Source organism: Acidiferrobacterales bacterium (assembly GCA_028820695.1).
Classification (GTDB): domain Bacteria; phylum Pseudomonadota; class Gammaproteobacteria; order Arenicellales; family JAJDZL01; genus JAJDZL01.
The window spans coordinates 1-25,417 of the sequence record JAPPIB010000034.1 but is presented as its reverse complement, the minus strand read 5'-3'; the positions used below and the strand labels follow the sequence as shown (position 1 = coordinate 25,417).

The 25,417-nt window shown below is 49.6% G+C and carries 19 protein-coding genes and 2 rRNA genes; 14 read left to right on the top strand and 7 right to left on the bottom strand.

Annotated elements, in window-relative coordinates; all coding sequences use genetic code 11:
* The 8 genes from OXI60_04795 to OXI60_04760 all read left to right on the top strand — a co-directional run.
* A partial coding sequence (locus OXI60_04795) for an efflux RND transporter permease subunit (GenBank protein ID MDE0309131.1) occupies positions 1-1,300 on the top strand: 1,300 nt, incomplete at its 5' end.
* A 1,216-nt stretch (positions 1,301-2,516) separates the two neighbouring features.
* Positions 2,517-4,457 (top strand): DUF1302 domain-containing protein, encoded by a 1,941-nt coding sequence (locus OXI60_04790; protein ID MDE0309130.1) that lies wholly within the window; start codon positions 2,517-2,519, stop codon positions 4,455-4,457.
* A gap of 23 nt (positions 4,458-4,480) precedes the next feature.
* Complete coding sequence (locus OXI60_04785) at positions 4,481-5,839, top strand: DUF1329 domain-containing protein (GenBank protein MDE0309129.1); 1,359 nt, start codon at positions 4,481-4,483, stop codon at positions 5,837-5,839.
* 88 nt (positions 5,840-5,927) lie between these two features.
* Positions 5,928-6,875, top strand: a complete 948-nt coding sequence (locus OXI60_04780) for a YCF48-related protein (GenBank protein MDE0309128.1) — start codon at positions 5,928-5,930, stop codon at positions 6,873-6,875.
* A 138-nt stretch (positions 6,876-7,013) separates the two neighbouring features.
* The gene (locus tag OXI60_04775; GenBank protein ID MDE0309127.1) at positions 7,014-9,332 is read left to right on the top strand and encodes an MMPL family transporter; all 2,319 of its coding nucleotides are present in this window, start codon (positions 7,014-7,016) and stop codon (positions 9,330-9,332) included.
* Positions 9,333-9,908: 576 nt separating this feature from the next.
* Positions 9,909-10,151, top strand: a complete 243-nt coding sequence (locus OXI60_04770; GenBank protein ID MDE0309126.1) for a hypothetical protein — start codon at positions 9,909-9,911, stop codon at positions 10,149-10,151.
* Positions 10,152-10,230: 79 nt separating this feature from the next.
* A complete protein-coding gene (locus OXI60_04765) occupies positions 10,231-11,580 on the top strand; it encodes an FAD-binding oxidoreductase (GenBank protein MDE0309125.1) in 1,350 nt (449 codons plus the stop codon).
* A 288-nt stretch (positions 11,581-11,868) separates the two neighbouring features.
* Positions 11,869-12,288, top strand: coding sequence for a rhodanese-like domain-containing protein (locus tag OXI60_04760; GenBank protein ID MDE0309124.1), 420 nt, complete (start codon positions 11,869-11,871; stop codon positions 12,286-12,288).
* Between the two features lie 16 nt (positions 12,289-12,304).
* Here the strand turns inward: OXI60_04760 and OXI60_04755 are convergent, their stop codons facing one another.
* Entirely contained in the window at positions 12,305-13,165 is an 861-nt protein-coding gene (locus OXI60_04755; GenBank protein ID MDE0309123.1) for an aldo/keto reductase, read from the bottom strand.
* 339 nt (positions 13,166-13,504) lie between these two features.
* Between OXI60_04755 and OXI60_04750 the strand changes: the two genes are divergently transcribed.
* Positions 13,505-14,797 carry an FAD-binding oxidoreductase gene (locus tag OXI60_04750; GenBank protein MDE0309122.1) on the top strand — a complete coding sequence of 431 codons (1,293 nt, stop codon included), beginning with the start codon at positions 13,505-13,507 and terminating at the stop codon, positions 14,795-14,797.
* Positions 14,798-14,827: 30 nt separating this feature from the next.
* Here the strand turns inward: OXI60_04750 and OXI60_04745 are convergent, their stop codons facing one another.
* On the bottom strand, positions 14,828-15,457 hold the full coding sequence (locus tag OXI60_04745; GenBank protein ID MDE0309121.1) for an ABC transporter substrate-binding protein: 630 nt from the start codon (positions 15,455-15,457) through the stop codon (positions 14,828-14,830).
* Positions 15,458-15,529: 72 nt separating this feature from the next.
* On the opposite strand from OXI60_04745, the gene OXI60_04740 reads away from it, so the two are divergent.
* Positions 15,530-16,498 carry a WYL domain-containing protein gene (locus OXI60_04740; protein MDE0309120.1) on the top strand — a complete coding sequence of 323 codons (969 nt, stop codon included), beginning with the start codon at positions 15,530-15,532 and terminating at the stop codon, positions 16,496-16,498.
* Between the two features lie 15 nt (positions 16,499-16,513).
* On the opposite strand, the gene OXI60_04735 is transcribed toward OXI60_04740, so the two are convergent.
* Positions 16,514-18,721, bottom strand: coding sequence for a malate synthase G (locus OXI60_04735; protein ID MDE0309119.1), 2,208 nt, complete (start codon positions 18,719-18,721; stop codon positions 16,514-16,516).
* A 232-nt stretch (positions 18,722-18,953) separates the two neighbouring features.
* On the opposite strand from OXI60_04735, the gene OXI60_04730 reads away from it, so the two are divergent.
* Entirely contained in the window at positions 18,954-19,511 is a 558-nt protein-coding gene (locus OXI60_04730; protein ID MDE0309118.1) for an NnrU family protein, read from the top strand.
* A 209-nt stretch (positions 19,512-19,720) separates the two neighbouring features.
* Here the strand turns inward: OXI60_04730 and OXI60_04725 are convergent, their stop codons facing one another.
* Positions 19,721-20,701, bottom strand: a complete 981-nt coding sequence (locus OXI60_04725; protein ID MDE0309117.1) for a sterol desaturase family protein — start codon at positions 20,699-20,701, stop codon at positions 19,721-19,723.
* Positions 20,702-21,017: 316 nt separating this feature from the next.
* On the opposite strand from OXI60_04725, the gene OXI60_04720 reads away from it, so the two are divergent.
* The gene (locus OXI60_04720; protein MDE0309116.1) at positions 21,018-21,155 is read left to right on the top strand and encodes a hypothetical protein; all 138 of its coding nucleotides are present in this window, start codon (positions 21,018-21,020) and stop codon (positions 21,153-21,155) included.
* A gap of 40 nt (positions 21,156-21,195) precedes the next feature.
* On the opposite strand, the gene OXI60_04715 is transcribed toward OXI60_04720, so the two are convergent.
* Complete coding sequence (locus tag OXI60_04715) at positions 21,196-22,338, bottom strand: agmatine deiminase family protein (protein MDE0309115.1); 1,143 nt, start codon at positions 22,336-22,338, stop codon at positions 21,196-21,198.
* A gap of 404 nt (positions 22,339-22,742) precedes the next feature.
* On the opposite strand from OXI60_04715, the gene OXI60_04710 reads away from it, so the two are divergent.
* Both OXI60_04710 and OXI60_04705 read left to right on the top strand, forming a co-directional pair.
* Positions 22,743-23,684 (top strand): alpha/beta hydrolase, encoded by a 942-nt coding sequence (locus OXI60_04710; GenBank protein MDE0309114.1) that lies wholly within the window; start codon positions 22,743-22,745, stop codon positions 23,682-23,684.
* 71 nt (positions 23,685-23,755) lie between these two features.
* Positions 23,756-24,511, top strand: coding sequence for a transporter substrate-binding domain-containing protein (locus tag OXI60_04705; protein ID MDE0309113.1), 756 nt, complete (start codon positions 23,756-23,758; stop codon positions 24,509-24,511).
* Positions 24,512-24,819: 308 nt separating this feature from the next.
* On the opposite strand, the gene rrf is transcribed toward OXI60_04705, so the two are convergent.
* Positions 24,820-24,934, bottom strand: a 5S ribosomal RNA gene (gene rrf, locus OXI60_04700).
* A gap of 113 nt (positions 24,935-25,047) precedes the next feature.
* Positions 25,048-25,417 (bottom strand): 23S ribosomal RNA (locus tag OXI60_04695); the annotation flags it as partial.

Below are 25,417 nucleotides of genomic sequence, written 5' to 3'. Positions count from 1 at the left end.
CCTTGCGATCGCGAGTCATACCAACGGTTTTCAGTTAACGAAAATGCCTCTACATAATAAAAAAACCGACGCCAACCACATTGCGTCAATCCGTGTTCACCTGCGCGATCAGCCAGAACAACAATTATCGGCGCTTGAATTCGAAAAAGCATGGCGTCAGCAGATTGGCAATGTACCAACCGCGGAAAGAATTCACCTGGCATCGACGCGAAATCCGTCGCGTCCACTCATCGCCTATTCACTGCAGCATGATGATCGCGAAACGTTGTTGCAGGCGGCGAGCGAATTCAGAAATAAGTTAGCTGAGCACCCCGCGATTTACGGACTGTCTGATAACGCGACACCGGGCAAGCTTCATTTTCAGATTGAACTTACTCCAGAGGGCAGAGCGGCCGGACTTAGTATTGCGGAGGTAGGATATCAGCTAAGGGCGGCGTTTCACGGTCTTACTGTTCAACGCATTCAGCGCGGACATGATGAGTTAAGAGTTGTCGTTCGCTACCCACGGGAAAATCGTGATGATTTATACGGACTGATGAACGAGCGACTGCGTGTTTCCAAGAATGGGGAAATCCCATTCCACTATATTGCCGATATCAAGGAAGAACGGGAGTTGGCTTCGCTGTCTAGTATTGACGGTAACCAGGCGATATTCATTGAAGGATTTGTAGATCTGGAGGCTTCGACACCGAGAAAAGTTCGCAGGACGATTAACGATGATGTTGCTTCGCAGATCATCGAAAATTATCCTGGCCTTGTTATTGAACCAGAAAGTTCAATACGCGACGAAAGAAACTTCATTAAAACTCTATCGATCCTTATGCCTTTTACGCTGCTTGCTATGTACGTGATCGTTGCAACGTACCTTCGCAGTTATTGGAAGCCGCTTGTCGTTATTTTCGGAATTCCGGTTGCGTTCACCGGCGCGATATTTGGACACTGGGTATTGGGCTGGAATTTCAGCACAATGTCAATGTTTGGAGTGATTGGTGTCATGGGAGTAATTTTCAACGATGCGCTGATATTACTCGATAAATACAACAATCTGAAGATTGAGCGTCCGAACCTTCCCGTGATCGCTGTGGCTGCTGCTGCGATGCACTCCCGATTTCGCGCTGTCTTTCTGACAACTCTGACAACATTGTTGGCTTTGTCACCTTTGCTGTATGAACGCAGTGAAGAATTGCTTGTCTTCGTGCCTTTTGTGGTCAGCATACTCGGCGGTCTGGTGTTAACCAGCCTGTTCACCTTGTTTATACTGCCTAATCTGGTCATGCTGTTCGAAGGTCGAAAGGAGTAATTCAAAAAGCTATACGATCACTGGCGTACGTTTTGCAGATATCAAGGAGATGATCTATGTCGCTGCACGAAACGGACGAATTGAACTTCCCTCCTCAGTCATTATTTTTTTGTCCTGATCTGATTGACGGATACAAGACTTTCCCACGCAAAAAACAGAAAAAATCGACAATTGGCGCAAAAAGTTAGTCGAGCCAAGGGCAAGCGCGTCAGCGATAGCAGGGTTCAGGTGGCAAATCCGACACTTTCGTATCAAACCTCAGTCCGACACTCCCATAACCACGTTTCCAGATCGACAAACGAATGTCCAGCTCCAAGTAAACTTTTTTACTCCAATTGTCCCTGACGATAACTCAGTCAGAGATAATTGGCTATATCAGATAAACGAATAGCCCTGACTATGCTGTGACCTCGCTGACGGCCGACACAGCCGATGCTGAACAGTTAAGCAAATTAGTACGGGTACACTGGCACATTGACAACGCCAACCACTACGTGCGCGATTTCACCTGCGATGAAGACCGTTGCCGGGCGCGGCTGCGAAACCTGTCGCAGAATCTCGCAGCACTGACCAATATCGCAATCTCAATCATTCGCCTGCAAGGGCGTTTCAATACATTCGAGAATCGAATCGGTATTTCGCCGCCCACTCGCAACAGGCACTGGACCTTAATCCAAAACCGCTGCCGAATTGATTCAACGGCGCAAGCTGTCACAACCCCCTAGTCGCCCCTGAAAAAAGGGCACGGCGGCTCACTGTGCCCTGAATCCGCCAATCCGATCGAATGGCACTGTACGACTGCGTGCATTACAGTTCAATGGGATCCAAAACAGTAAATTCAAGACTCAATGGATACCGCATCACGTCAATTCCAGCCAACTCAATCAAAAAATGCAGATAAGCGAACATGCCTGATTTATTGAATAATTTAACGGGACACTAGTGTAATTTAGTCTAAAATGGCATAAAAATCCGTCAATATTAGTGTTGCATCAGGTATTGTGGCATCGAATATTTGTGCTGAATCAATACGACTGAAAACAATGGTTTTTCATGCAAGTATAAGGAAATACAAATTGACTGGTATCGGACCTGCTCAATTCGTTTGACAGTTAAACGTAAGAACAACAAGTCGTTTAAGTTCAGACATCCTTGCACCTTTTCAGCATTTTTAACCTGGATATCAGAATGTAGCGAGACATAGAATGGAGGCAACATGACAAAAAGCCTTTTTTCTTGGTGCCTTAGATTGGACAGACCAAGCAATTCACCTTCAAAGCGCAGTCTCAAACAATCGGTCTATGTTTACGGTTTATCAGTCATTGTTACCTTTTGTGCGGTTGTCGTTGCACTACCCGCTCATGCAGTTGAACTTTCAAGTGGTGATGTGGAAGCCAATCTCGATGTCACGCTTACTTACGGTCTAACTGCGCGAACATCCAAGCGACAGGACGGATTATCTAACGCCAACACCGATAATGGCACTAGAAACTACAACCGTGGTATCGTCAGCAATACGGCAGCGATTACCACTGAGTTGGGTATTCAGCAGGGTGATTTTGGTCTCTTTACGCGAGCGCATGGTTTCATTGACTACGAAAATCAAAACAGAGCTCGAGTTCGAACGCCGTTATCTTCAGAAGCGAAAAAAATTGCCGGTAAAGACATCAATCTACTGGACGCCTATGTTTATGGCGGTTTTGACGTGCAGGGTCTTTTTTTCGATGTGCGAGTTGGCAGTCAAGTTCTAAACTGGGGCGAGAGCACGTTCATTCCAAACGGAATCAATGTCACCAATCCTATTGACGTCAGCCGTATTCGAACGCCAGGTTCGGAGTTGCGCGAGGCGCTTATCCCGGTTCCGATGATTTCGGCTTCTGTGGGGCTCTCTCCGAATTTGACAGTGGAGGGTTTCTATCAATTCGATTGGAAGCATACTGAAATTGACCCGGTTGGCACCTATTATTCGACCAATGACTTTGTCGGTGCCGGTGGAAGATATGCGTATATCACACACTCTAGTCTCGGAAACGTATCGGATACAGGACGTATCTTCAGGCTGAATGTAGCAGAATTCAATTCCTCCCCCTTATTTGATCTGAACGGGTATCAACTCAAAAGGCACGATCCTCATTTTCTTGCTGTTGAACGTGCTCCAGATAACGAGCCAAAGGATGAAGGTCAATGGGGATTTGCACTTCGCTATTTTGCTGAAGAATTAAACAATACCGAATTTGGGTTATTTTTTATTCGAAATCACAGCCAGCTTCCAGTTGTAAGCGGACGCATTCCTTCCCAAGCAGAATTTAATAGAATTCTACGGATGGCGGGAAGTCTGAACAACGATTTAGGCCGAGCCGAATTGATGAGAATGCTGGGTCCCCGTGGAGAATCGATTGTTGGACCGTTTACTCGAGGATTGATTGTTGACCGATTTGCAAAGGAATCGAACTACCTAGTCGAATACCCTGAAGACATAAAAACGATTGGGATCAGTTTCAATACCGCTCTCGAAAATAGTGGCTGGGCTTTGCAAGGTGAATATTCCCATCATTCAGATGTGCCTTTACAAAGGGAAGTCAGGTCTTTATTCGGACAGGCATTACGCCCGGTTTTGTGCTTATCACCCAACACCCCGGATTGTGAAAATTCTCTTGCTCAATTGGGGAATGGTAACCAACAGGGCTACGTGCTAGGCTATGTGAGAAGAAATGTCAGTCAGCTGCAAATGACCGCGACCAAGATTTTTGGCTCTGCACTTGGTTCCGATAGCACTGGCTTTGTCGGTGAGATGGGTATTACTCATGTTCACGACATGCCTGATTCAGAACGAACTCCGCTTGAAACCGGTGGTGCCGGTGGCGGTTATGCGGATGCGACTTCCTATGGATACCGCGGTACGGTTTGGTTTGAATATAACAACGCGATTGGCGCAGTTAAGTTAATTCCATATTTTCAATTTCTGCATGATGTAAAAGGCACGACCCCGGTACCGGTCAGTAACTTTTTGCAGGGCAGAAAGGTGCTGACCTTTGGATTGGGGGCAAACTATCTTGATCGTTGGACTGCTGATTTGAGTTATACAGCGCATTCGGGTTCTAGAAATAGATTAAGCGATCGCGATTTTCTGTCCCTCTCAGTCAGCTATTCATTCTGAACACGGGATTCCAGAGGAACACTATGAATAAGTTCGCAATAAAATCAGTTGCTGTTCTTTTGATTGCTTGTTTCTCCGCATCAGTTAATGCGGAACTGACACCCGATCAAATCAACCGGCTTGGCCAAGACCTTACTCCACTTGGCGCAGAACGCGCTGGCAATGCAGACGAAACCATACCTGAATGGACGGGTGGCATCGTAGCGCCGCCTGAGGGCTATCAGGTTGGTGAGCATCATCGTGATCCGTTCCCGGACGATGAGATTCTATTCGTAATCGATTCAAACAATATCGAAGAGTACCGCGAATATCTGTCTGCCGGGCACCAGGCAATGCTTGAAACCTACCCAAGTTTCCACATCAATGTCTATCCGACACGACGAAGTGCTTCTGTACCACAGCGAATTTATGACGCCACGCGCAGTACCGCTGCAACTGCAACGCTGGAAGACGATGGTAATGGCGTCGGCAATGCCGTCATTGGCATTCCGTTTCCAATACCTGAGAACGGGCTTGAAGTGATATGGAACCACCTGCTTCGCTACCGCGGTGAAACGGTCTCATGCATGCTGGGACAGGCTGCTGTGACGACAGGAGGTGACTATACCATTGTAAAGACTCAGGTTGAAGCAGAGTTAAGGTACTCTTTGCCTGAAATGACAGTCGCTGACCTCAACAACATCATGATATATACCAAGCACAAAGTAGTCGCTCCAACGCGTCTCGCTGGTGGCATTCTGTTAGTGCATGAAACGATGAACCAGGTCATCGAACCCCGCAAGGCCTGGGCTTACAATCCAGGTCAGCGCCGGGTAAGGCGTGCACCAAATGTCGGCTACGATAATCCGGGTTCAACGTCAGATGGATTGCGAACTTCTGATCAGTTTGACATGTTCAACGGTGCAACTGACCGCTATAACTGGACGCTGATTGGAAAGCGCGAATTGTATGTACCCTACAATTCATATCGCTTACACAGCGACCAGTTAAAATTTACTGATATTCTTACGCAGCTTCATGTCAACCCAGAACATTTACGCTATGAACTGCATCGCGTCTGGGTCGTCGAAGCAACACTAAAGGAAGGCGCAAGTCACGTCTACAAGCGGCGTACGTTTTATATTGATGAGGACTCATGGCAAGTATTGTTGAGTGATATCTATGACACACGCGATCAGTTGTGGCGTGTATCAGAAGCTCATGTCATTAATTACTATGAGAAACCATTAATTTGGGCTACATTGGAAGTTCATTCTGATTTGCAGGCACGTCGCTACCTGGCACAAGGCCTTGATAATGAGTTTCCAATGTGCACATGGGATGAAGATTCAAAAAAAAGAGACTACACTCTTTCAGCACTCCGTCGGGAGGGACGTAGATAATCCTTAAAGCGTCAGAGATATTCGATTGATTTCAGGCAACCTATTGCGCATTCCCTGCGTTGAATCCGGCTATCGTCTTTGGCAGTGTTTGCTGATAGGACTATGCTTAATTGTTTTTGAACATGCCGATGCTGAGGTCGCAGCATCCCACCCAGCAAGACTTTCAGCACAATCGTTGCTTCTCGACGTAACTTTTACGGGAAAAAGGGTTATCGCAGTCGGTCAACGCGGCCACATTTTAGTGTCTGACGATTTAGGTCTTAGTTGGACGCAGGTACAGTCACCTGTCAACGTTCTTTTGTCTGCAGTTAAGATGCTCGACGAAGACACTGGTTTTGCCGTGGGACACGATGCAGTCATTTTGCGGACCAAAGATGCAGGCAACTCCTGGCAATTGATGCACTATGCTCCTCATGAAGAGCGCCCGCTGCTAGATGTGTGGTTTACTGATTCAATGCAAGGATTTGCAATCGGCTCATTTGGCTTTTTTTTGTCAACCGAAGACGGTGGTGAGAGCTGGCAGCCAAAAACGATCAGCGAAGATGATTATCACTTGAATGCTGTCGCCGCGGACATCAATCCTATCCTGTATATTGGAGCTGAAGCCGGAGTAGCCTATCGGTCAGATGATGCCGGTAAAAACTTCAGTGAGGTCGATTCGCCCTACTCCGGATCTTGGTTTGGAGTTTTGGCAATACCACCGGATACAGTCTATTTATGCGGCCTTCGAGGCGGATTGTATCGATCTGACGATGGCGGTCAATCCTGGCGGCAAATCAATACCGGAACCACTGCAACACTAACCGGAATTGCACGATTTACAAATGGCGGGGTAGTCGTTACAGGGCTTGATGGGACGTTGCTGATCAGCTTTGATGGCGGCCAAACCTTTACATTGAGGCAGTTTCCAGACAGGCTCGGAATATCAGCGGCGGAAGTGCTGCCTGATAACAAACTGGTTCTGGTCGGGATGTTTGGTGTTCGATATCTGGAAAGCAGCGAATGGATGACTGAACCGCTGCAAATACAGAATTGATCAAGGCCTCATTTTGTAACTCAATTCTCAATAAAACTTATACAGCAATTTCCAGCAGTTGAACCTCAAACCAACTGTTCAGTAGATTTTTGAATCCATGGCTTGGTCAGACAAAATCCAAATGAGACATTCATTCGTATGACTCGATTGCTTGAAAACGCCCTGTTTGACCATAAACGCTGGGTTATTGCAGTGTTTCTTACGGTAACTTTGGCAATGGGATGGTTTGCTTCGCAGCTGACCGTTGACGCAGGGTTTACCAAACTTGTCCCCGTCGAGCATCCTTATATGGAAACATTTCTACAGCATCGCGACGAATTTGGGGGTGCTGACCGGGTTTTAGTTGCGATTATGGCGAAAGAGGGTGATATTTTTTCTACTGAATTTATCGATTTGCTTCGCCAGGTTACAGACGCAGTTTTTTTCTTGCCTGGAGTTGATCGAACGCAAGTCTTCTCGATTCTGACACCCAACGTTCGTTATCTGGAGATTGTCGAAGATGGAATCGAATCAGGCAACGTACTGCCGGTCGATTTCAAGGGCGACGACGCTGGATTTTTACAACTGCGGGAAAATATTCTCAAATCCGGTGTACTCGGACGCTTGGTGGCAAATGACTTTAGTGGTGCGGTTATATCGGCAAGGCTGCAGGAATTCCATCCCGGGACTGGTGAACAACTTGATTACGTGGATGTTGCCAATCAGTTGGAAAACGTGCGTGAAACCGCGTTGGCCCATGGCGATGATCGATACACGGTTCACATTATCGGTTTTGTTAAAGTGGTGGGCGACATCGCTTCCGGTACTACCGAAGTAATTGCATTTTTTGGAATTGCAATTTTCGTAATTGCAATTTTCGTTTACATTTATCTACGCTCAGTTCCGTTAACCGCAACTTTACTCGCCTGTTCTCTTTTGTCTGTCGTTTGGCAGCTTGGAATTCTGAATGTACTCGGGTTTGGCATTGATCCAATGTCGATATTGATTCCATTTCTTGTGTTCGCGATCGCAATCAGTCATGGAGTTCAGGTTGTCAATGCTACCCATGTTGAATTCGCCAGTGGTCTCAGTGCCGAGGAGTGCTCCCGGGCCGGATTTCGACGCGTATTGAAGCCTGGAATGGTGGCACTAGTATCGGATGCAATTGGATTTGTGACGATTGCATTCATAAATGTGCAGGTAATTCAGGAAATTGCGATAGCAGCCAGCATCGGAGTCGCTGGGATCATATTGACTAATCTTGGCTTGTTGCCGGTTTTGCTTACTCATATCCATCGCAACAATAATTCCCGGAGCGTTCGAATTGATGCCAAAGACGCTTTTTTATCTCCAGTGTGGGTCTGGATATCACGGGTTACCCAACCAAGAAATGCAGCCTTGGTGATTGTGTTATCCGCTGTTTTAGCATTGGTTGGAATTTGGAATGCGCCCAAGGTCCGAATTGGCGATGAACACAGTGGCGTTCCTGAATTGCGTGCGAACTCGGTCTACAACCAAGACGCTGCGATGATAAGCAATAAGTTCAGCATCGGAGTCGATGTTCTGACAGTCATTGCAGAAACCAAGCCGGATGGGTGCATTGATTATGACATTTTGAGTACGATCGATGCATTTGAATGGCAGCTGCGAAATGTCGATGGTGTTCAGTCGGTTTCAGGGCTCGCTGGGACCGCAAGACATATCAATGCAGCATGGAACGAAGGTAATCTGAAATGGAGTACGTTGCCGCGTAATCACTATCAGTTGGTACAGGCAGTTTCTCCGGTGCAGACTTCAAGCGGCCTGCTCAACGCTGATTGCAGTGTGATGCCAGTTCATATTTATACGACCGACCATAAAGCGGAAACAATTGAACGTGTGGTGGATGCGGTTAAGGAATTTAATCACCAGAATTTAGTGAAAGACATTGAGTTTAAGCTGGCGTCTGGAAATGTTGGTGTGATGGCTGCAACCAATGAAGAGGTTGAGGCGTCTCAATTTCCAATCTTAGGCTATGTTTTTGCGGCAGTAACCATACTGTGTCTTATTGCTTTTCGCTCACTTACAGCGGTTTTATGTGTCATCATCCCATTGGCGATTGCGTCACTTTTGGCCTATACGTTGATGGCAATTCTTGAAATCGGGCTGAAGGTATCCACATTGCCCGTCGTAGCACTAGGCATCGGCGTGGGTGTTGATTACGGTATTTACTTCTATGGGCGCATCCGAACCCACATGGCAAGTGGGTCTGACTTCTCGGAGGCTTTCGAAAAAACTCTGGTCACCGTTGGTTCGGGAGTTGTCCTGACCGGCATGACTCTAGCAGTTTCGATCGCAACCTGGTTGGCAGCGTCACTTAAATTTCAAGCAGACATGGGGGCAATCCTGACGTTTATGTTCATCGTCAATATGATCGGTGCGATCCTATTGCTCCCGGCACTCGGGGTTTGGCTCGAAAAAATCAAACCTCAAAAGTGAAGTCGGTTCACTCATTGTGAAGAATGAATGAGCTCAGTTTTGCCTGTGGCAAACCAATAATCAAAGCAAGCTGATGCTCTCAAAGAATTGATTTCTTAGCACTTCCAGGTTTTCCGTCTCTGTAGTCACCTAGGGACGAATATGCTCAATTTGCAATTGCGGCGGTCACCACTATTCGGTGTGCCCCACTAAGCGGAACTTCACGCAATATTTTCCATCTCTAACTCCACAACAGTTTGATTTGATTAACGATAAGTTGTTTTTGCTTTGTTATGACCTGTCTATATTTACCCAGTGCATATTCCCAGCTCTGGCTCACTACATCGAAACGATCAAAAACAAGCGTGGCCGGCACACCGTCTTGCCGCGCCGGTCATAGAGAGAAGGCCCTCGCATCCGCAAAATAACCGTCGGCAATCTCACCAACCTGCCACCGCAGATCATCAACCGGTTTGATGCCGTGCTGCGCGGCGTTACTGTCAGTGAATCCGCCGAAGATGGCTTTGCCATCGCCCGTTCATACCCGCACGGAAACGTCGCTGCGGTGCTGGGCGGCACACGGGACTGGAGCGGTTTTTGCATCGAAACGCCACTCGACAGCGTTCACTGGCGCTGGCTTCAGTGGTCACACAAGTGCTGGTGTCACCGGGTTCGAAACTCGCAACTGCAAGACGCTTGTCAACAGCCACCGCTGGCGGCTCCTTAGGTGCGATATTAGACCTTGATGAGGTCTCGGGCAACCATGACACAGGCGTTGTAACCCGCTTGCAGATGCACTGGTCGTCAATGACGGTTTCTGTTCCGATGTATACGGCATAAAAATTGAATCTTTTTTCGCACCTAACCGATAATACCCACCAATCCCCAAAGTTTGAGTGCCTGACAGGTCTGAGCCCACATGAAACTCACGGACTTTGCTGAGTCCTATCCTGCAAGAAAGGAGCGGCTCTCGACTCAGATGAAATCCGCATCCGGTAATGTCCGTCTCGCAAAGACCACATCCAATTTATTTCGCGACCGTGCCGACTTCGAAACAAGCCGGTTGACCGTCCGGGATTTCAATCACCTGCTGACGATAGACAAAGATCAGCAAACATTGACTGCGGAGGGCATGATCACTTATGCCGACCTGGTGGACGCCACTTTGGAACATGGATTCATTCCGATGGTCGTACCGCAACTCAAGTCCATCACGATTGGTGGCGCAATCGCAGGCGTAGGAATCGAGTCAACGTCCTTTCGTTTCGGTCTGCCCCATGAGACTGTGCTGGAGATGGACGTCCTGCTGGCGGACGGCTCAGTGGTTACATGCACTGCGGACAATGAATACTCTGATTTGTACTATGGGATGGCGAATTCGTATGGGACGCTTGGATACACGCTCAGGCTGAAAACACCGGCACTTCCAGTCAAACCTTATGTAAGGCTGGAGCATGAGCGTTTCAGCGACCTAGATGAATTCTTCAATGCCATACAGCAAATCAGTGAATCGGATATCGACTTTCTTGATGGGACTGTTTTCCAGGCGGGCGAATTCTATCTGACTACAGGTCGATTCTGTGAGTCAGCGCCATTCACCAGTGACTACACCTATCTCAACATCTACTATCGTTCCATCCGCGAGAAACGGACTGATTATCTGACCATCAAAGACTACATCTGGCGATGGGATACCGACTGGTTCTGGTGTTCGAAAAATCTGTATGCGCAAAATGGCCTGGTGAGAAGAGTTGCGGGCAAAAAGAGGCTCAATTCCGAGACCTACACCAAAGTTATGCGTTGGAATACAAAGTGGGGCGTCACCGGATTTCTGAATCGACTCGCTGGATATCACAACGAATCTGTGATTCAGGACATTGACATCCCAATTGATCGGGCATCTGAATTTCTCGAATTTCTTTTGGCTCAAGTCGGTGTGCTCCCGATATGGATATGTCCTATCGGGACAACTGAAAAGTCCGCGCGCTTTCCCTTATTCCCCCTGAGTTCCGAGAAGATGTATGTGAATTTCGGATTTTGGGATTCGGTCAGGTCGCGACAGCGTTCCGAGCCTGGACACCTGAATAGAAAAATCGAAGTGATGACCGCAAAACTAGGTGGAATCAAGTCTCTGTACTCCGACTCGTATTTCGATAAGGAGGAATTCTGGCAAACCTATAATAGTGAAGACTACTGGAAATTGAAGAAAAAATATGACAGGGACGGAAGATTTCTCGACCTGTACGAAAAGTGTGTATTGCGGCAATAAGAATATCAAACAGGATATTGAGGTGGTCGTATCCAGCAAGCCGACTCAGAAATCCGGGTTCACCGCATTTTTCTGAACGAGAAATGAAATTGGAAATTCATCCAGGCTGATATTGAATGAAGCGGGCATGACCTCGATTGGCATATGAAGCTTCGCAGTCTTTGAGGCAAGTCACAGCATCTGCATACAATGACAACTGCAACGCGAGTTTCCTAAACCCAGACCGACGGGACCGACAGATTGGCGTTGAGACGACCACAATTTGAATGGAGTTTTCAAGGCAACGAAATGTTCAGGATAAACTCGATCCGGCCGGCTGCAATCTGTCTTCTGGTTCTGTTTGGCACGGTCAACGCGGAAATGCTTGAGACATCGTCCGGCAAACTTGCAGCATTGATCGAGGGTGGTGCGGTGATCGTTGACGTCCGCACGCCTGACGAATGGCGGGCAACCGGTGTGATTCCGCAAAGCCATCTGCTGACTTTTTTCGATCATCGGGGCAACTACGATCTGGACGACTGGCTTTCCAAGTTCACCCGACTGGCGGGACGCGAAGACAGTGTTGCCATCATCTGTGCCATTGGCAACCGATCACGGGTGATCAGTCATTTCCTAAGTTCTCAACTTGGGTATCAGAAGGTGCACAATGTCACCCGAGGAATAGAGCATTGGATCGGGAGCGGCCATCCGGTAGACAACTGGCCGTAGCGTCTTGGACTTGGACCTAGTCGCTTCCGATACGATCGATCTGCGCAACTTCCTGCGCCGACAGTTGGACATTCACCGCGTTCGCGCTGCTGACAGCACTTGAGATGCGACTCGCCCCTGGAATCGGCAAGATGTTGTCGCTTTTTGCCAGCAACCAAGCCAGCACAATCTGATACACCGTTACCTCATACTGTTCCGCCAACTGCGATAGTACCGACTCGTCACGTAAATTAACGTGATTCGTGCCGCCACCCATAGGACTGTAGGCGATGTAGGTAATGGATTGCTGCCTCAGGTAATCAATCAGTCCATTGTTCAGGTCCCGCTGATGAAACACGTTGCAACGGTTTTGCACCGACGAGATTGTTGCGATCGACGTTGCCTCGTCGATCTGATTGCGATCGACGTTGGACAGTCCGATGTTCTGAATTTTTCCTTCCGATTTGAGCCGGGCAAGTTCTCCGACTGAATCTGCGAATGGCACCAATGCATCTGGCGCATGAAGTTGATACAGTGCGATCGACTCCACTTTCAGGTCTGTCAGGCTATTTTCACATGCACTTCGTAAATCCTGCGGTGATCCCCTTCTTTCCCAGCGGCCTTGCGGGCGAATCAGGCCGCCTTTGGTTGCAACTACTATGTCGCTATCGTCAATCGATTCAAGCGCTGACGCGATTGTGCGCTCATTCAGACCGATATCCTGGTTATCCGTGCAATAGACGTTCGCAGTGTCTATGAAGTTCATTCCGGCGTCGATCGCGGCATGAATGACATCAACTGCCTGTTCCAATTGCAAACTGCCGCGGATACCAAGCGGCATGGCGCCCAAGCCGATTGGAAATACCTGTAAATTTGTCTCGCCTATTGTCCGTCGCATCTTGCAGCTTCCACAGTCACAGAAAAACAGCACTAATGTTACTTGATTAGGAAGTGTCTTTCACGACCAATGACGAACAATCAGTCGCATGTGCGAGGCTTGTTATGTACAGAGTCCACTGAACTGCACCAGGACAGATTTTCACCAAGGGGTGAATGGCGCTGTCGATGTCCGGATGCGGATCAACCCGCGTACCCGCAGTGCCTTGACTGTCGGGATGGGTGCCCGGACAATCAGATGGAGACCTGGATTCAATTCAATTCTGTCAAAGCCACATCCATCTATAATTTCAATCCCGGTTTACGGATTCATTGTCCCATTCAAAATCGAACATTCATCATGTACGCTGACGACTATCAGGACAGTCCCTATTGGTGGGACGCAGCACCAAGAGAGCAACTGCCTTCTGTGACCGACTCGGACTTGCCGAAGTCGGTGGACGTCCTGATCATCGGTTCAGGCTACACTGGTCTGAACGCTGCACTGCAGACTGTGCGCGCCGGACGATCAACATTGGTGGTGGAGAGGGATCTCGTCGGCTACGGGTGTAGCAGTCGCAACGGTGGACAGGCCGGTACAAGCTTCAAGCCAAGCCTATCCAGACTCGAAAAGAAATTCGGTCGTGATACCGCGATCAGGATGTCGCGCGAAGGACATCGCGCCCTTCAGTACCTGAAAGATCTGATCGAGGACGAGAACATCGACTGTGATTTCGAACAGAACGGAAGATTGATTGGTATCCACAAGCGACGCGCATATGACAGGGTCGCAAGGAGTTATCAATCCATTCCAGACGAGATCAGACACGAGTTTCACATGATCCCAAAAGCCGAACTGCGACAGGAAATCGGTTCAGACTTCTTTTTCGGAGGCTGTGTACTTCCCGCGCATGGATCGCTGCATCCCGCTAAATATCACTCCGAATTGCTGCAACGGGTCCTCAGTTCGGGCGCAACCGTGATCGACCGCTGCCACGCCACTGAACTGGAGAAAAATGGCAGTGGCTTCCGTGTCCATACAACCAAGGGGACATTCGATGCGAACGATGTGATCCTGGCAACAAATGGTTATACACAACGTCAGTTTCGCTGGCATGATGAGCGGATTCTGCCGATAGGGAGTTTTCAGATCGCAACCGAAGTCTTGCCGGATTCAGTCACTTCCGAACTCAATCCTAACGCCCGGGTCATTTCGGATACGCAATTGATCGGAAACTACTTTCGCCTTTCGCCTGACCACAAGCGTCAGATTTTTGGTGGCCGCGTAACGTTTACAGAGGCGACTTCGCAGTCCGGTTCCAAGATTCTTTATGAGCAAATGCTGAAAATCTATCCGCAACTGACCGGTAGAAAAATCACCCACTCTTGGGTCGGATTTGTCGCCTATACCACCGATATCAGCCCTCATATCGGTGTCCATGAGGGCGTGCATTACGCCATGGGTTACTGTGGTTCAGGAATAACGCTGTCCAGTTACTTTGGAATGCGAGTGGGTCAAAAGGTTCTCAGAACCAAGGAGGGAGATACAGAATTGGACCGACTCGACTTTCGACCCTGGCCATCATTCATCCAATACAAGCCGGTTATGGCGGCAGCAACCCAGATGACCCGGTTGGCGGAGAACTTCATCTGAAGCCTCAGGCCGGGTCGAGCCTCGATCTCATCATTTTGTGAGTTTTTCGGCCAGATTCGCCGTTACTGCATCAATCCCCGATCTTTTTATCTCGGAATTGAGTATCGTGCGATAGTTGATCGCGAAGCTGACACCCTCGAAAACGACATCGTAAACCTTCCAGCCGTCGTTGTCCTCATTGGTCATGCGAAAGTCGATTTTCACTTCATTGGAACCGGGAAATCGAACAATCAAGGGCACAATAGCACGTCCCTCCCGTTTGCCCGGTTTGGCTTGCTTGATCGTGATGCTGTCGAGATAGGTGTCGAGCCTGTCGTGATTGGAAACAATCGCGGTGACAAAACTGCGCAGAAGGAACTGCGTCAGAATTCTGGTAAACTCAGCCCGTTGCTGCTCAGTTGCTTTTTTCCAGTGTGCCGCAAGTATCAGTTTGGAGAATTTGCTGACATTCAGTTTCGGCAACAATTCCCGACTGACCACGTCATTGGCAACCGCTCTCAGTGACTCATCATCACCCGAATTGGCAACGATTTGTCTGTAAATGACGTGGATGGTTTGTGATACTGTAACCCTCGCACTGTCGATGTTCGCGTCGGCGTTCTTCGCAACTGCGGCGACAACAAGCATGACACCTACCGGGAACAGAATGAAATTTTTCAAATTGTCCTTCATCAAAACGAATTATATTCGTATATGCCAGTTCATATCCTATCGGAAAGGATTTTTTAGCAGATGTATGAAAAGTACCTGCAGATGCTGCAATTGGTATACGAAATGCAGTCATCCGAGCAAGGTGTCACCTATCGACAGATACAGGATAAGCTCCAGGTGTCCCGTCGGACAGCAGAACGAATGGTCAAGGCCATCGGTGACTCGTTTCTTGAGATCGAACTGACGACGCGGCGACCGAAACGATGGCGGCTGAAACGAATCATCCCGACTCCCAACCTCACACTTGAACAGATTTCCATACTGAAAGCTGCGTCTCGCATGTTTGAGGAGAATTCCATGCCAGCGTATGCCAAGCAGACTGAAAACCTGATCAGGATGCTGCGTGCGAATATGGACTCAGCGGCGCGGGAGATGGTGGCGCAGGACTCCGAGATCCTGTATGAATCGGAGGGCTTTGTGGCCAGACCCGGACCTCGGGAGTACGTTGATCCGGAACTGATAAGGGAGTTGCGTCACGCCATCCTGGCCTGTCAGACTGTCAGCATCAAGTACACCTCAAGCAATGAGTCAGAGCCTAGGCTAAGGACAGTTGAGCCATATGGATTCCTTCACGGAGTGCGTCAGTACCTCGTCGCCTTCAACCCGGACTCAGGCGGATTCCGCACCTATACGATGGCGAAAATAAGAAGTCTGGAAGTTCACGAACGTCAATTTTTCGAGCGCAGGGGAGATTTCAGTTTCCAAGACTTCCTCGGCACCAGTTTCGGCGTGTTTCAGGAAAAACCCTACAATGTGGTCTGGCGGTTTGACGCCGACATCTCGAGAGTCGCACAGGAATGGAATTTTCACCGTTCACAAAAGACCCGACGCATGCGGGATGGCCGGCTGGAAGTCTCATTCAGAGCAGGCGGAATCAACGAAATGGCTTCTCACCTGATCACCTGGGGAGACAAGGTAGAAGTCGTGAAGCCCAAAAGACTGATCGAAAGGCTACGTGAGATCAGGGACTCCATCCGGGTACCGGACTGAGCCTGAACCAGGAAATTACTGATGAACCTGCTTTGATTCCCGTCTACGTGAATGCAGAACCGGCTCGGTGTAGCCGTTGGGCGATTCCACTCCCTTGAAAACCAAGTCCAGCGCAGCCTGGAATCCGACACTGGCCTCAAAATCAGGTGCCATGTTCCGATAACCCTCAGTCCCTGCATTCTGCCGGTCGACGATCGACGCAATCGTCTTGAATGTATCAATTACCTGATCGCTCGTAACCAAGCCGTGCTTAAGCCAGTTTGCTATCAATTGGCTGGAAATTCTGAGTGTCGCCCTATCTTCCATCAAGTTGATCTCATTGATATCAGGAATCTTGGAGCAGCCGATTCCGTCCTCGACCCAGTGCACCACATAACCCAGAATACTCTGGGCATTGTTTTCCAGCTCTTTCTCAATCACCTCGTGTGAGAGTTCCTCTCGCAATACGGGTTGCTCAAGCAACGCATCGATTTTGACTCTGTCTCTAGACTGAATCAGACGTTGCACCTCAAGCACATCCACTTCGTGATAGTGCAGCGCATGAAGTACCGCCAGCGTCGGTGATGGCACCCAGGCTGTATTCGCCCCCGACTCAGGATGTCCGCGTTTAGTCGTGTACATCGCTTTCATCAAATCAGGCATTGTCCACATGCCCTTGCCGATCTGTCCGACACTGTAGACGCCTGTGTCGACACCGACTTCGACATTCCAATCCTCATAGGCATGGAGCCACTTTGACTTTTTCATCTGCTCCTTGGTAATCGTCGGCCCCAATGTCATCATTGTGTGAATCTCGTCACCCGTGCGGTCCAGAAATCCGGTGTTGATGAAAATCACACGATTTCTGGCTTCCCGAATGCACTCTTTCAGATTGATCGTTGTGCGGCGCTCCTCATCCATGATGCCGATTTTCAGTGTATTCCGATTCAGTTTGAGAGCGTCCTCCACACGTGCGAACAGCTCGACGGTCGCAGCGACTTCCTCGGGTCCGTGCAACTTCGGTTTGACTACATAGACACTCCCACAGCTGCTATTGGGAAACGCTTTCGCTCCTTCACCAGTCAGGTTGTGCTTGGCACAAAGGCTGATGACCATCGCATCCAGAAAACCCTCCGGAATCTGCTCACCAGACTTGGTTTTTACAGCATCGGTGTACATGTGGATGCCGACGTGTCTGACCAGCATCATGCTTCGCGCGGAAACGGTGACCGGCATGCCATAAGGATTTGTGAACTCCATGTCCCGATTGAGTGAGCGCTCAACGGTTTTTCCGCCCTTGTCGAACTGCGTCGTCAAGGTGCCCTTCATCAATCCAAGCCAATTTCTGTAGGCAACCGTCTTGTCGGCAGCGTCCACAGTCGAAACCGCATCCTCGAAATCCTGAATTGTTGTCACTGCAGCTTCCATGATCACATCACAGATACCGGCCGAGTCCTTACGTCCGATCGACGATTTTCGATCGATCAGCAACCGAAAAAACAGTCCGTTGTTGTAGAGCAGTATCTCGGACGGGTCATACATCAACCCGCGAAAACCGGCGAACTGCCCGGAAGACTTCAAGGTGGTGAAATTGTCGTCCTTGAGCTTAACATTCAGTTCGAGGGTGCGATGCCCGGCAGGAGCAACGAAGTACTGCTTTGCATCAGCATGACTCCCAAACTGCAGCGGCACTACCCGATCCAGAAAACTGCGTGTCCACTGAATAACCCTGCCACCGCGTTCCGGGTCATATTTTGTCGGTGGATCACCGGGTTCCGGCTCAAATTCGGCAACACCGGATGTATACAGTGCATCATACAGACTGCCCCACCGGGCGTTCGCCGCATTCAGTGCGTAACGGGCATTGTCCACAGGTACAACCAGCTGTGGGGCACTGACATCTGATATTTCCCTGTCGACGTTCTCAACCTCTACCTTGAACGGCTGACCTTCGTCAACCAGATAGCCGATCCGCGAAAGGAACGCCCGACTTTCCTCTGCTGTGTAATCACTCGCCAGGTCAGTGGAATTCCAATCATCAATCTTCTTCTGAATCTCATCTCTCTTGTTGAGGAGATAACGATTCTTGTAGTCGAGGTCGGCGACGATACTCTCCAGTGAGTTCCAGAAATGTTCAGGATCCACCCCGGTTCCAGGCGTAACCTCTTCAGCAATCAGGTCGAAAAGTTGCTTGCTGACGCTCAGACCGCCACAGGTGATATATTGATTGTCATTGGCCGGCATAGTGAGCGTATTTATACTTCATGTTGTAATGGTGAGGTATCTGATTTAAGGGCGGAACATCGGTCCGACGTTGGAACAGGATGAATGGGTAATTCAATGCATTGTCGCTGTACCGCATTCACCAACCCATATCGTCCACTCCCTGTAACCGGCTTTGGAAAATTCGATTCGACTATGCCGTAAAATCGTAAAATACACTGCCCCAACCTGACATCACCCGAGGTATGTTCTGATGACGCTTCTGATTGCCGGACTGATATTATTCGTAGCTCTGCACATGATCCCCAGTGTTCCGCCATTGCGTACCGAACTGGTCGCAAACCTCGGAGAGAAGAAGTATCGGGCGATTTTCTCAGCCTTGGCGTTCGTAAGCCTGGCACTGATCATCTGGGGATTTTCCAAAGCTGATTTTCAACCCGTATACCAACCGGTGACTTGGGGACGTTCGATGGCGTTTGGACTGGTGCCCATCGCGGTGATTCTCTTCGCGGCGGCAAACATGCCAACGCACATCCGGGCATTTTTCCGTCACCCCATGCTGATTGGCCTGTTTCTGTGGGCGCTCGCGCACCTCGCAGCAAACGGAGACATGAAGTCGATTCTGCTATTCGGGACGTTAGGCGCTTTTTCCGTAGTCGCAATAGTAAGCAGCAGCATCCGGGGCAGTCAGTCTTCGCATGACAAGCCGCCCCGCTGGAAGATGGATGGGGTGGCAATCGTGTCCGGAACTATTGTCGCCGGACTGTTCGCGAAGTTCCACGGTACACTGTTCGGAATGCCATTGATGTAATTTGAGTCTGAACAATGCCAACGACTTTGCGATGATTGGTGCTGGCTGAATCTGAAGCAGGTAAAACGATATGGCACTGGCGCCGACATCGGTCGGCAGATGATCGCAGTTGGCTTTACAGACAGGGCATCGGTTCAATGAACGGATTGTGAGGATTGCCGTGGTTCCACGGGCGCTTGCTCCGAGAACTGCCGAACCAGGTCAGAATCTCACCACTTGCGCTTCCTGATACGTCTGGTTGCATCTTCCGTTCCGTCGTGGAAAGAGCCAAACCATCGATCCCATGGCATTTCCACCGTACCGTAGTTGCATTTGTAGTGTTTGTGGTGCAACTGGTGGAAGTAATCACCCAGTTTCATGCGCTTTTCCCCACCGACACTCAATGCTTCATACCCGCTGTGCGACACCGCAGGTGCCAGACCCTGAAAATACGCATGGAAGATCATATGAACAGGATGCGACGCGATCACGAAATGTATTGCGACACTGGAAAAAAATAAAACATGCTCAATGGGATGCATCGATATTCCCGACCACGGACCGATATTCACGTTGCGGTGATGCACTGCGTGTGCCACTCTGAATAGTGGAGGCCAGTGCAGAAGACGATGAATGAAATAAAAGTGCATGGAAGACCAGAGCGGAATCAGGAGAAAGACAAGTACAAACCACACAGGATTGCCCGCCCATGTCAATGCAGGCACGAAACCGTTTGCGTGTGCCCAATAATAGACTGCCTCATACGCCGTCCATATCGCGAGACCGCTTGTCAGGGTCCAGAACATGTTATCCAAAACCTGGTTGCCGAAGTTATGGACTTTGCTGTTCGCGTCCTGTCCCTTCTTTTCAAATTTCAGGTTATCTTTCTGTTTCTTGAGCATATAGAAGTAGCAGTGAAGGGTGCCCGCAACCAGGCACATCAGAATCAGATTGCGCAGCCAGATCTGTGCGACCCAACCAAACGCAAATTCCCTCATCATCTCTTCAGGTGGGTGGAAGAACAGATAGATGATCACAACGATTGCAAGAGTGATGAAGTAAAGACCAACCGGCTTCCAAACCCTTGCCAGCCAGCGCAGGGTGCTGCTGAGATTTGGTGGCCAGTCGAACAGGGGACTATATTGAACTGGCAATTCTGGAACATGGTTCCAAAGTCTGCTGTTTGCGATCGATGATTGCTGGTTATTCACGAATTCGTCTCCATTAAGCTGCCAACATTATCGTTGTCGAACTACGTGCGCATCCGATGTCAATTATACGGCTCTTCGAACAGTTCGACGCGTACAGTTGAATCGTCACGATAAACAATCTTGCTTGTTTTCAGCGACTCCGGATGACATTCGGTACGGTTTCGCACCAGTTCAAGTTGGGACTGGAGCGAAGCCTTAGTGCCAGTGATCTTGCCAAAATTGCCTTTATCAATTCAGTCCGGGTGACGTAATCTGGCAGGCGACAAACCTGGACGCGCACATTACGTTGGTAGTTGCAGACGAGCCTTGCCGTACGATGTCACTCTCGCCTGATGCACAGCACCGGTCGGAAAACAATGAACAACAGTTGGCGATCAGTCTTTATCGCTACCTGCTCGCAGGGATTTTCGAGCCGGGCGATAACCCCGAGGTCGGGCAGTCAGACCAGCCATGATCCGAGTGACAGAGTCCTCAAGGCGTGATTGCCATAAGAGTTATTGGTTCCTGGCCAGCGACAGTGCCGGTTGATCGTTGGTGTGGCAGTGCGCGCCGCCGCCGGACGCCCACGATCTGAGCATCTCAACCACATGCACCTCGCGACCGGGGAAGTAGGACTCCACGCGCGCCTTCGCTGCCGAATCTGTTTCAGGATTGTCAAATCCCACCAGCAGGACGAAATCATTGCCTACGATCCAGTTGACGTAGTTTGTATCGAAGGTCATGCCCTGGAACTCGACTGTGGCTTGCATCGGATCTCGAATCACCTCGAATCCGGCCGCCTGTATTGTCCGAGCGGCACTTTCGTAGACTGCGTCGTCGCGACCATCACCCGGCTTGCACTTCGATGCTGACGTGCATTGTGAGACCACCACCGTGCTTTCGTTGATAAATCTTGCAATGCCGTCAACGTGTCCTTTGGTCAGGTCCGCTTCCGGTATACCTTCGATCAGGATGACCTTCGAGACACCGAAATGACGTTTCATGTCCGCTATGACCTGTTCCTTCGTGTAGCCGGGATTCCGGTCAGGATCGCCTAACACACTCCAATTCGCGATCACTGTGTCCTTGCCGTTGAACTCCAGATTTCCACGCTCGTGGACAATTTCAATCGTGTCTACCGGCAGATCAAGGATGTCAGCGACCCTGATCGGTACCGCGTCGTCTTGCGTATAGGGGATATGGGCTCCGAACGCACCGCCCCAGGCGTTGAACTTCCAGTTTTGAATCCGCATCCGGCCATCCGCAATCACATAAACCGGTCCGTTATCTCTCATCCACGCGCTGTCGTTGGAGACAATATGCCAGACAATGTTTGCGTGATCGGGGTCGACGCCCACATCTGAAATCGCCGCCTGCGCCTGTTTCTTTATTGTCTGTGAGTCACACAGAATATGAAGTTTCTGATACTTTGTGATCACCGCAGTCATTTCAGCAAATGAGTCTTCGAATACTTTTTCGTACGGCCCCGGCCATTGAAGCCAGATCGCTTCTTGCGGTTCCCACTCTGCTGGCACCCTGATTGTCATTCCTTGCTCCTTGTCCGCAGGCGAATATGCTGACATCGCCATCACAACCAATCCGACTGAAATGGCGACCGCCTGATGTACGCGAGACTTCCACTTTATCTGTAGTTTCATTCCGGCAGTAATTCGAAATATCACTCCTGCAATATTTGAGACATTAAGTTCGTATCTCAGAATTGCACCATTGATTTTAAGCCCAAACACCAGACGATTCGGATACATTTGCTTGATCACAGATCAACGCAATATCAATCGCACTTAGACTTTCAACGCCACCGCATTGACAATATCCCAAAGATGGAACCTGATCGTAAGGGCACTCGCCTTGACTGCTGTCACCCACCGGACAATATCACAGGCAGCAAGCGGATCGTTTTCGGTTGACGGGCATGAAAAATTTCCATTGTGTTATCATCGCTGAACCTTTGGGAAGCTGTGAAGGTCCGAACGATAGGGTATTTTTTCGACTGTCAATTTGCCGGGAGCCAGCTTTCGGGAAGACAAACTTTCGCAAACAAATGGAAAATTTTAATCGGTTTCAATCCAAGTACCCCCTAAAACCGGACGTGGTCGCGTTCGTGGAAAAAGTCGAGGCGAGCTATCCGTCGCACAGTGAGGCGTTGAGTGTTGAGGAAACTCGTCGCTTTTACGAAAAAATGTGTGCGCGATTCGACCCGCCGATTCCGGACGACATCGGAATTCAGGATGATGTCGTAGACGGGCGGGACGGGCCTGTGCCGATCAGGCTGTATGAGCCGCATGCGACTTCATCTGGGACGATCGTAATCTACTGCCACGGCGGTGGATTTGCGATCGGCAACCTCAACACGCATGATACCATCTGTGCCGACATGGCCCACCATACCGGTATGCAGGTGGTGGCAGTCGATTACAGGCTGACACCGGAACACCTGTTTCCGGCACATTTCCATGATGCACTTGATGTCTTCGACGCGTTGGACGAAGGCAATACTATTGTCTGCGGCGACTCAGCCGGCGGTACACTGGCCGCCGCAGTCTGCGTGGCTCGCCATGGCTCAAGTCGTCAGCCAATCGGACAGGTGCTCATATATCCGTTTCTGGGTGGCGAGATTCTGAACCTGCCATCGTATGAGGAAGCCTCGGATGCGCCGCTTCTTACGACCGCAGATGTGCATCACTTCGAACAATTGAGGAGCGCAGGCAATCCACGCAACGACGATGCGACTTACTTCCCGCTGGTTTTTAGGAATTTTTCGGGAATGCCGCCCTGTGCGGCTTTTGCTGCCGAGTTTGATCCGATTCGCGATGACTCAGTCGAATACGTGAAACGGCTCAAGGCAGCGGGCGTGAAAGCTGAGTGCACAGTGGAAAAGGGGCTGGTGCACGGTTATCTTCGCGGTCGCCATGAATGCGCTGACATTGGTGACAGTTTCAAGCGTATTTGCGACGCGCTCAGAAAGTTGGGCAAAATCGATTGACCGAAGACTGCGTTTTCGGTGTACGATGTAGATAACCAGATTTGAACGATGTCGATGATTGGAAATGACAGATGAAGAGTTTGCTCGCGAGTTCCCTGATTTTTGTTGCGCTGTCCTTGGTTCCCCTTCAGGCTACCAGCGCGCAAGAGGGATCGGTTCGAGTTGGTGTGGACCCAGGCTATCCGCCGTTCAGCGGGGTCGGTGAATCAGGTGACCTCAAAGGTTTTGATATTGACATCGCACAGACGCTTTGTGACACGATGAACGTTGTTTGTAAATTTGTGAAAGTCGAGTGGAAAGGCTTGATTCCACAACTTCGTGCAGGAACAATTGATGCGATAGTTTCGAGTATGTCAATCACTGAGGAACGGCGCGAGAAAGTCGCATTTACAGAGCGCTATTACAGCAATGTTGTACGGTTTGTCGCGCACAAGAATTCAACATTCAACCCGAATGAACCAGCTGGTCGCACGATCGGTGTCGCACCGGCAACTGTCTCTTCCATGTGGCTCGAAAAGAATGTTGCCAGCATTGCAACCATCCGGTACTTTACTGAACAGGGATCGATTTATGAGGCACTGAAGTCAGGTGAGATCGATGCCATTTTTGGTGACGGGCTCGGATATTGGCATTGGCTGCAGGGCCCTGATGGTGCCGACTTTGACTTCACAGGAGACGGTTATCGAATTGATGAAGGGATCGGCATCGCAGTTCGCAAAGACGACCGGGAACTGCTTGACAAGTTAAATCAGGCGATTCGTACAATTCTTGACGACGGTACGTATGAAAAGATCAACGATCGCTATTTCCCATTCAGCATTTACTGACGAAATCCTATTTTTTCAAACTTGGATCAGTCACTGTCACTGACCCATAGCCGCTGCCTCGATGAAGTGGCGCACCAGCCGGTCTGGCGTGTCAATAAGACAATTCGCAGTCTTCCAGAACTTCTCCACGTCACTGATGAAGTGCGGGGACGGACGTCCAACGAGACCTGCTCGGGTGTCCAGTTTCAATTGCGCCGGTGCCGGGTCTTATTTGATTGGAAATAAACTCAAAGCGGCCGGTCGGGGGAGTTTCTGCATCGGGTCCGTCGTGATCACAATATGAACGGTCGCGAAGTGTACAAGTGAATGCCCGGCAGTACCTACTTTCACACGGAATTTCTCCGCACTATCATCGGCGCAAAACGTTTTCACTACTGAGTTCGAGATGGATTCAGGTGGTACCCATTTGCTATGGCCGCCGGGCAAATCGGGTGATTCAGCTCCATTTAGGATGACTGAATCTAAAACAATTGGTAGTCAAGGCGTTGGATACGCACTTTTGGGACCTACAACCACTCGAACAGCTCGAGTGTTATATGGTCAAGCCTCACGGGCAATTAGTACGGGTTAGCTCAATACATTACTGCACTTACACATCCCGCCTATCAACGTTGTAGTCTTCAACGGCCCTTCAGGGATCTCTAGGATCCAGGGAGACCTAATCTTGAGGGAGGCTTCCCGCTTAGATGCTTTCAGCGGTTATCCCGTCCATACATAGCTACCCAGCAATGCCACTGGCGTGACAACTGGAACACCAGAGGTATGTCCACTCCGGTCCTTTCGTACTAGGAGCAGCTCCTCTCAAGTCTCCAGCGCCCACAGCAGATAGGGACCAAACTGTCTCACGACGTTCTAAACCCAGCTCGCGTACCTCTTTAAATGGCGAACAGCCATACCCTTGGGACC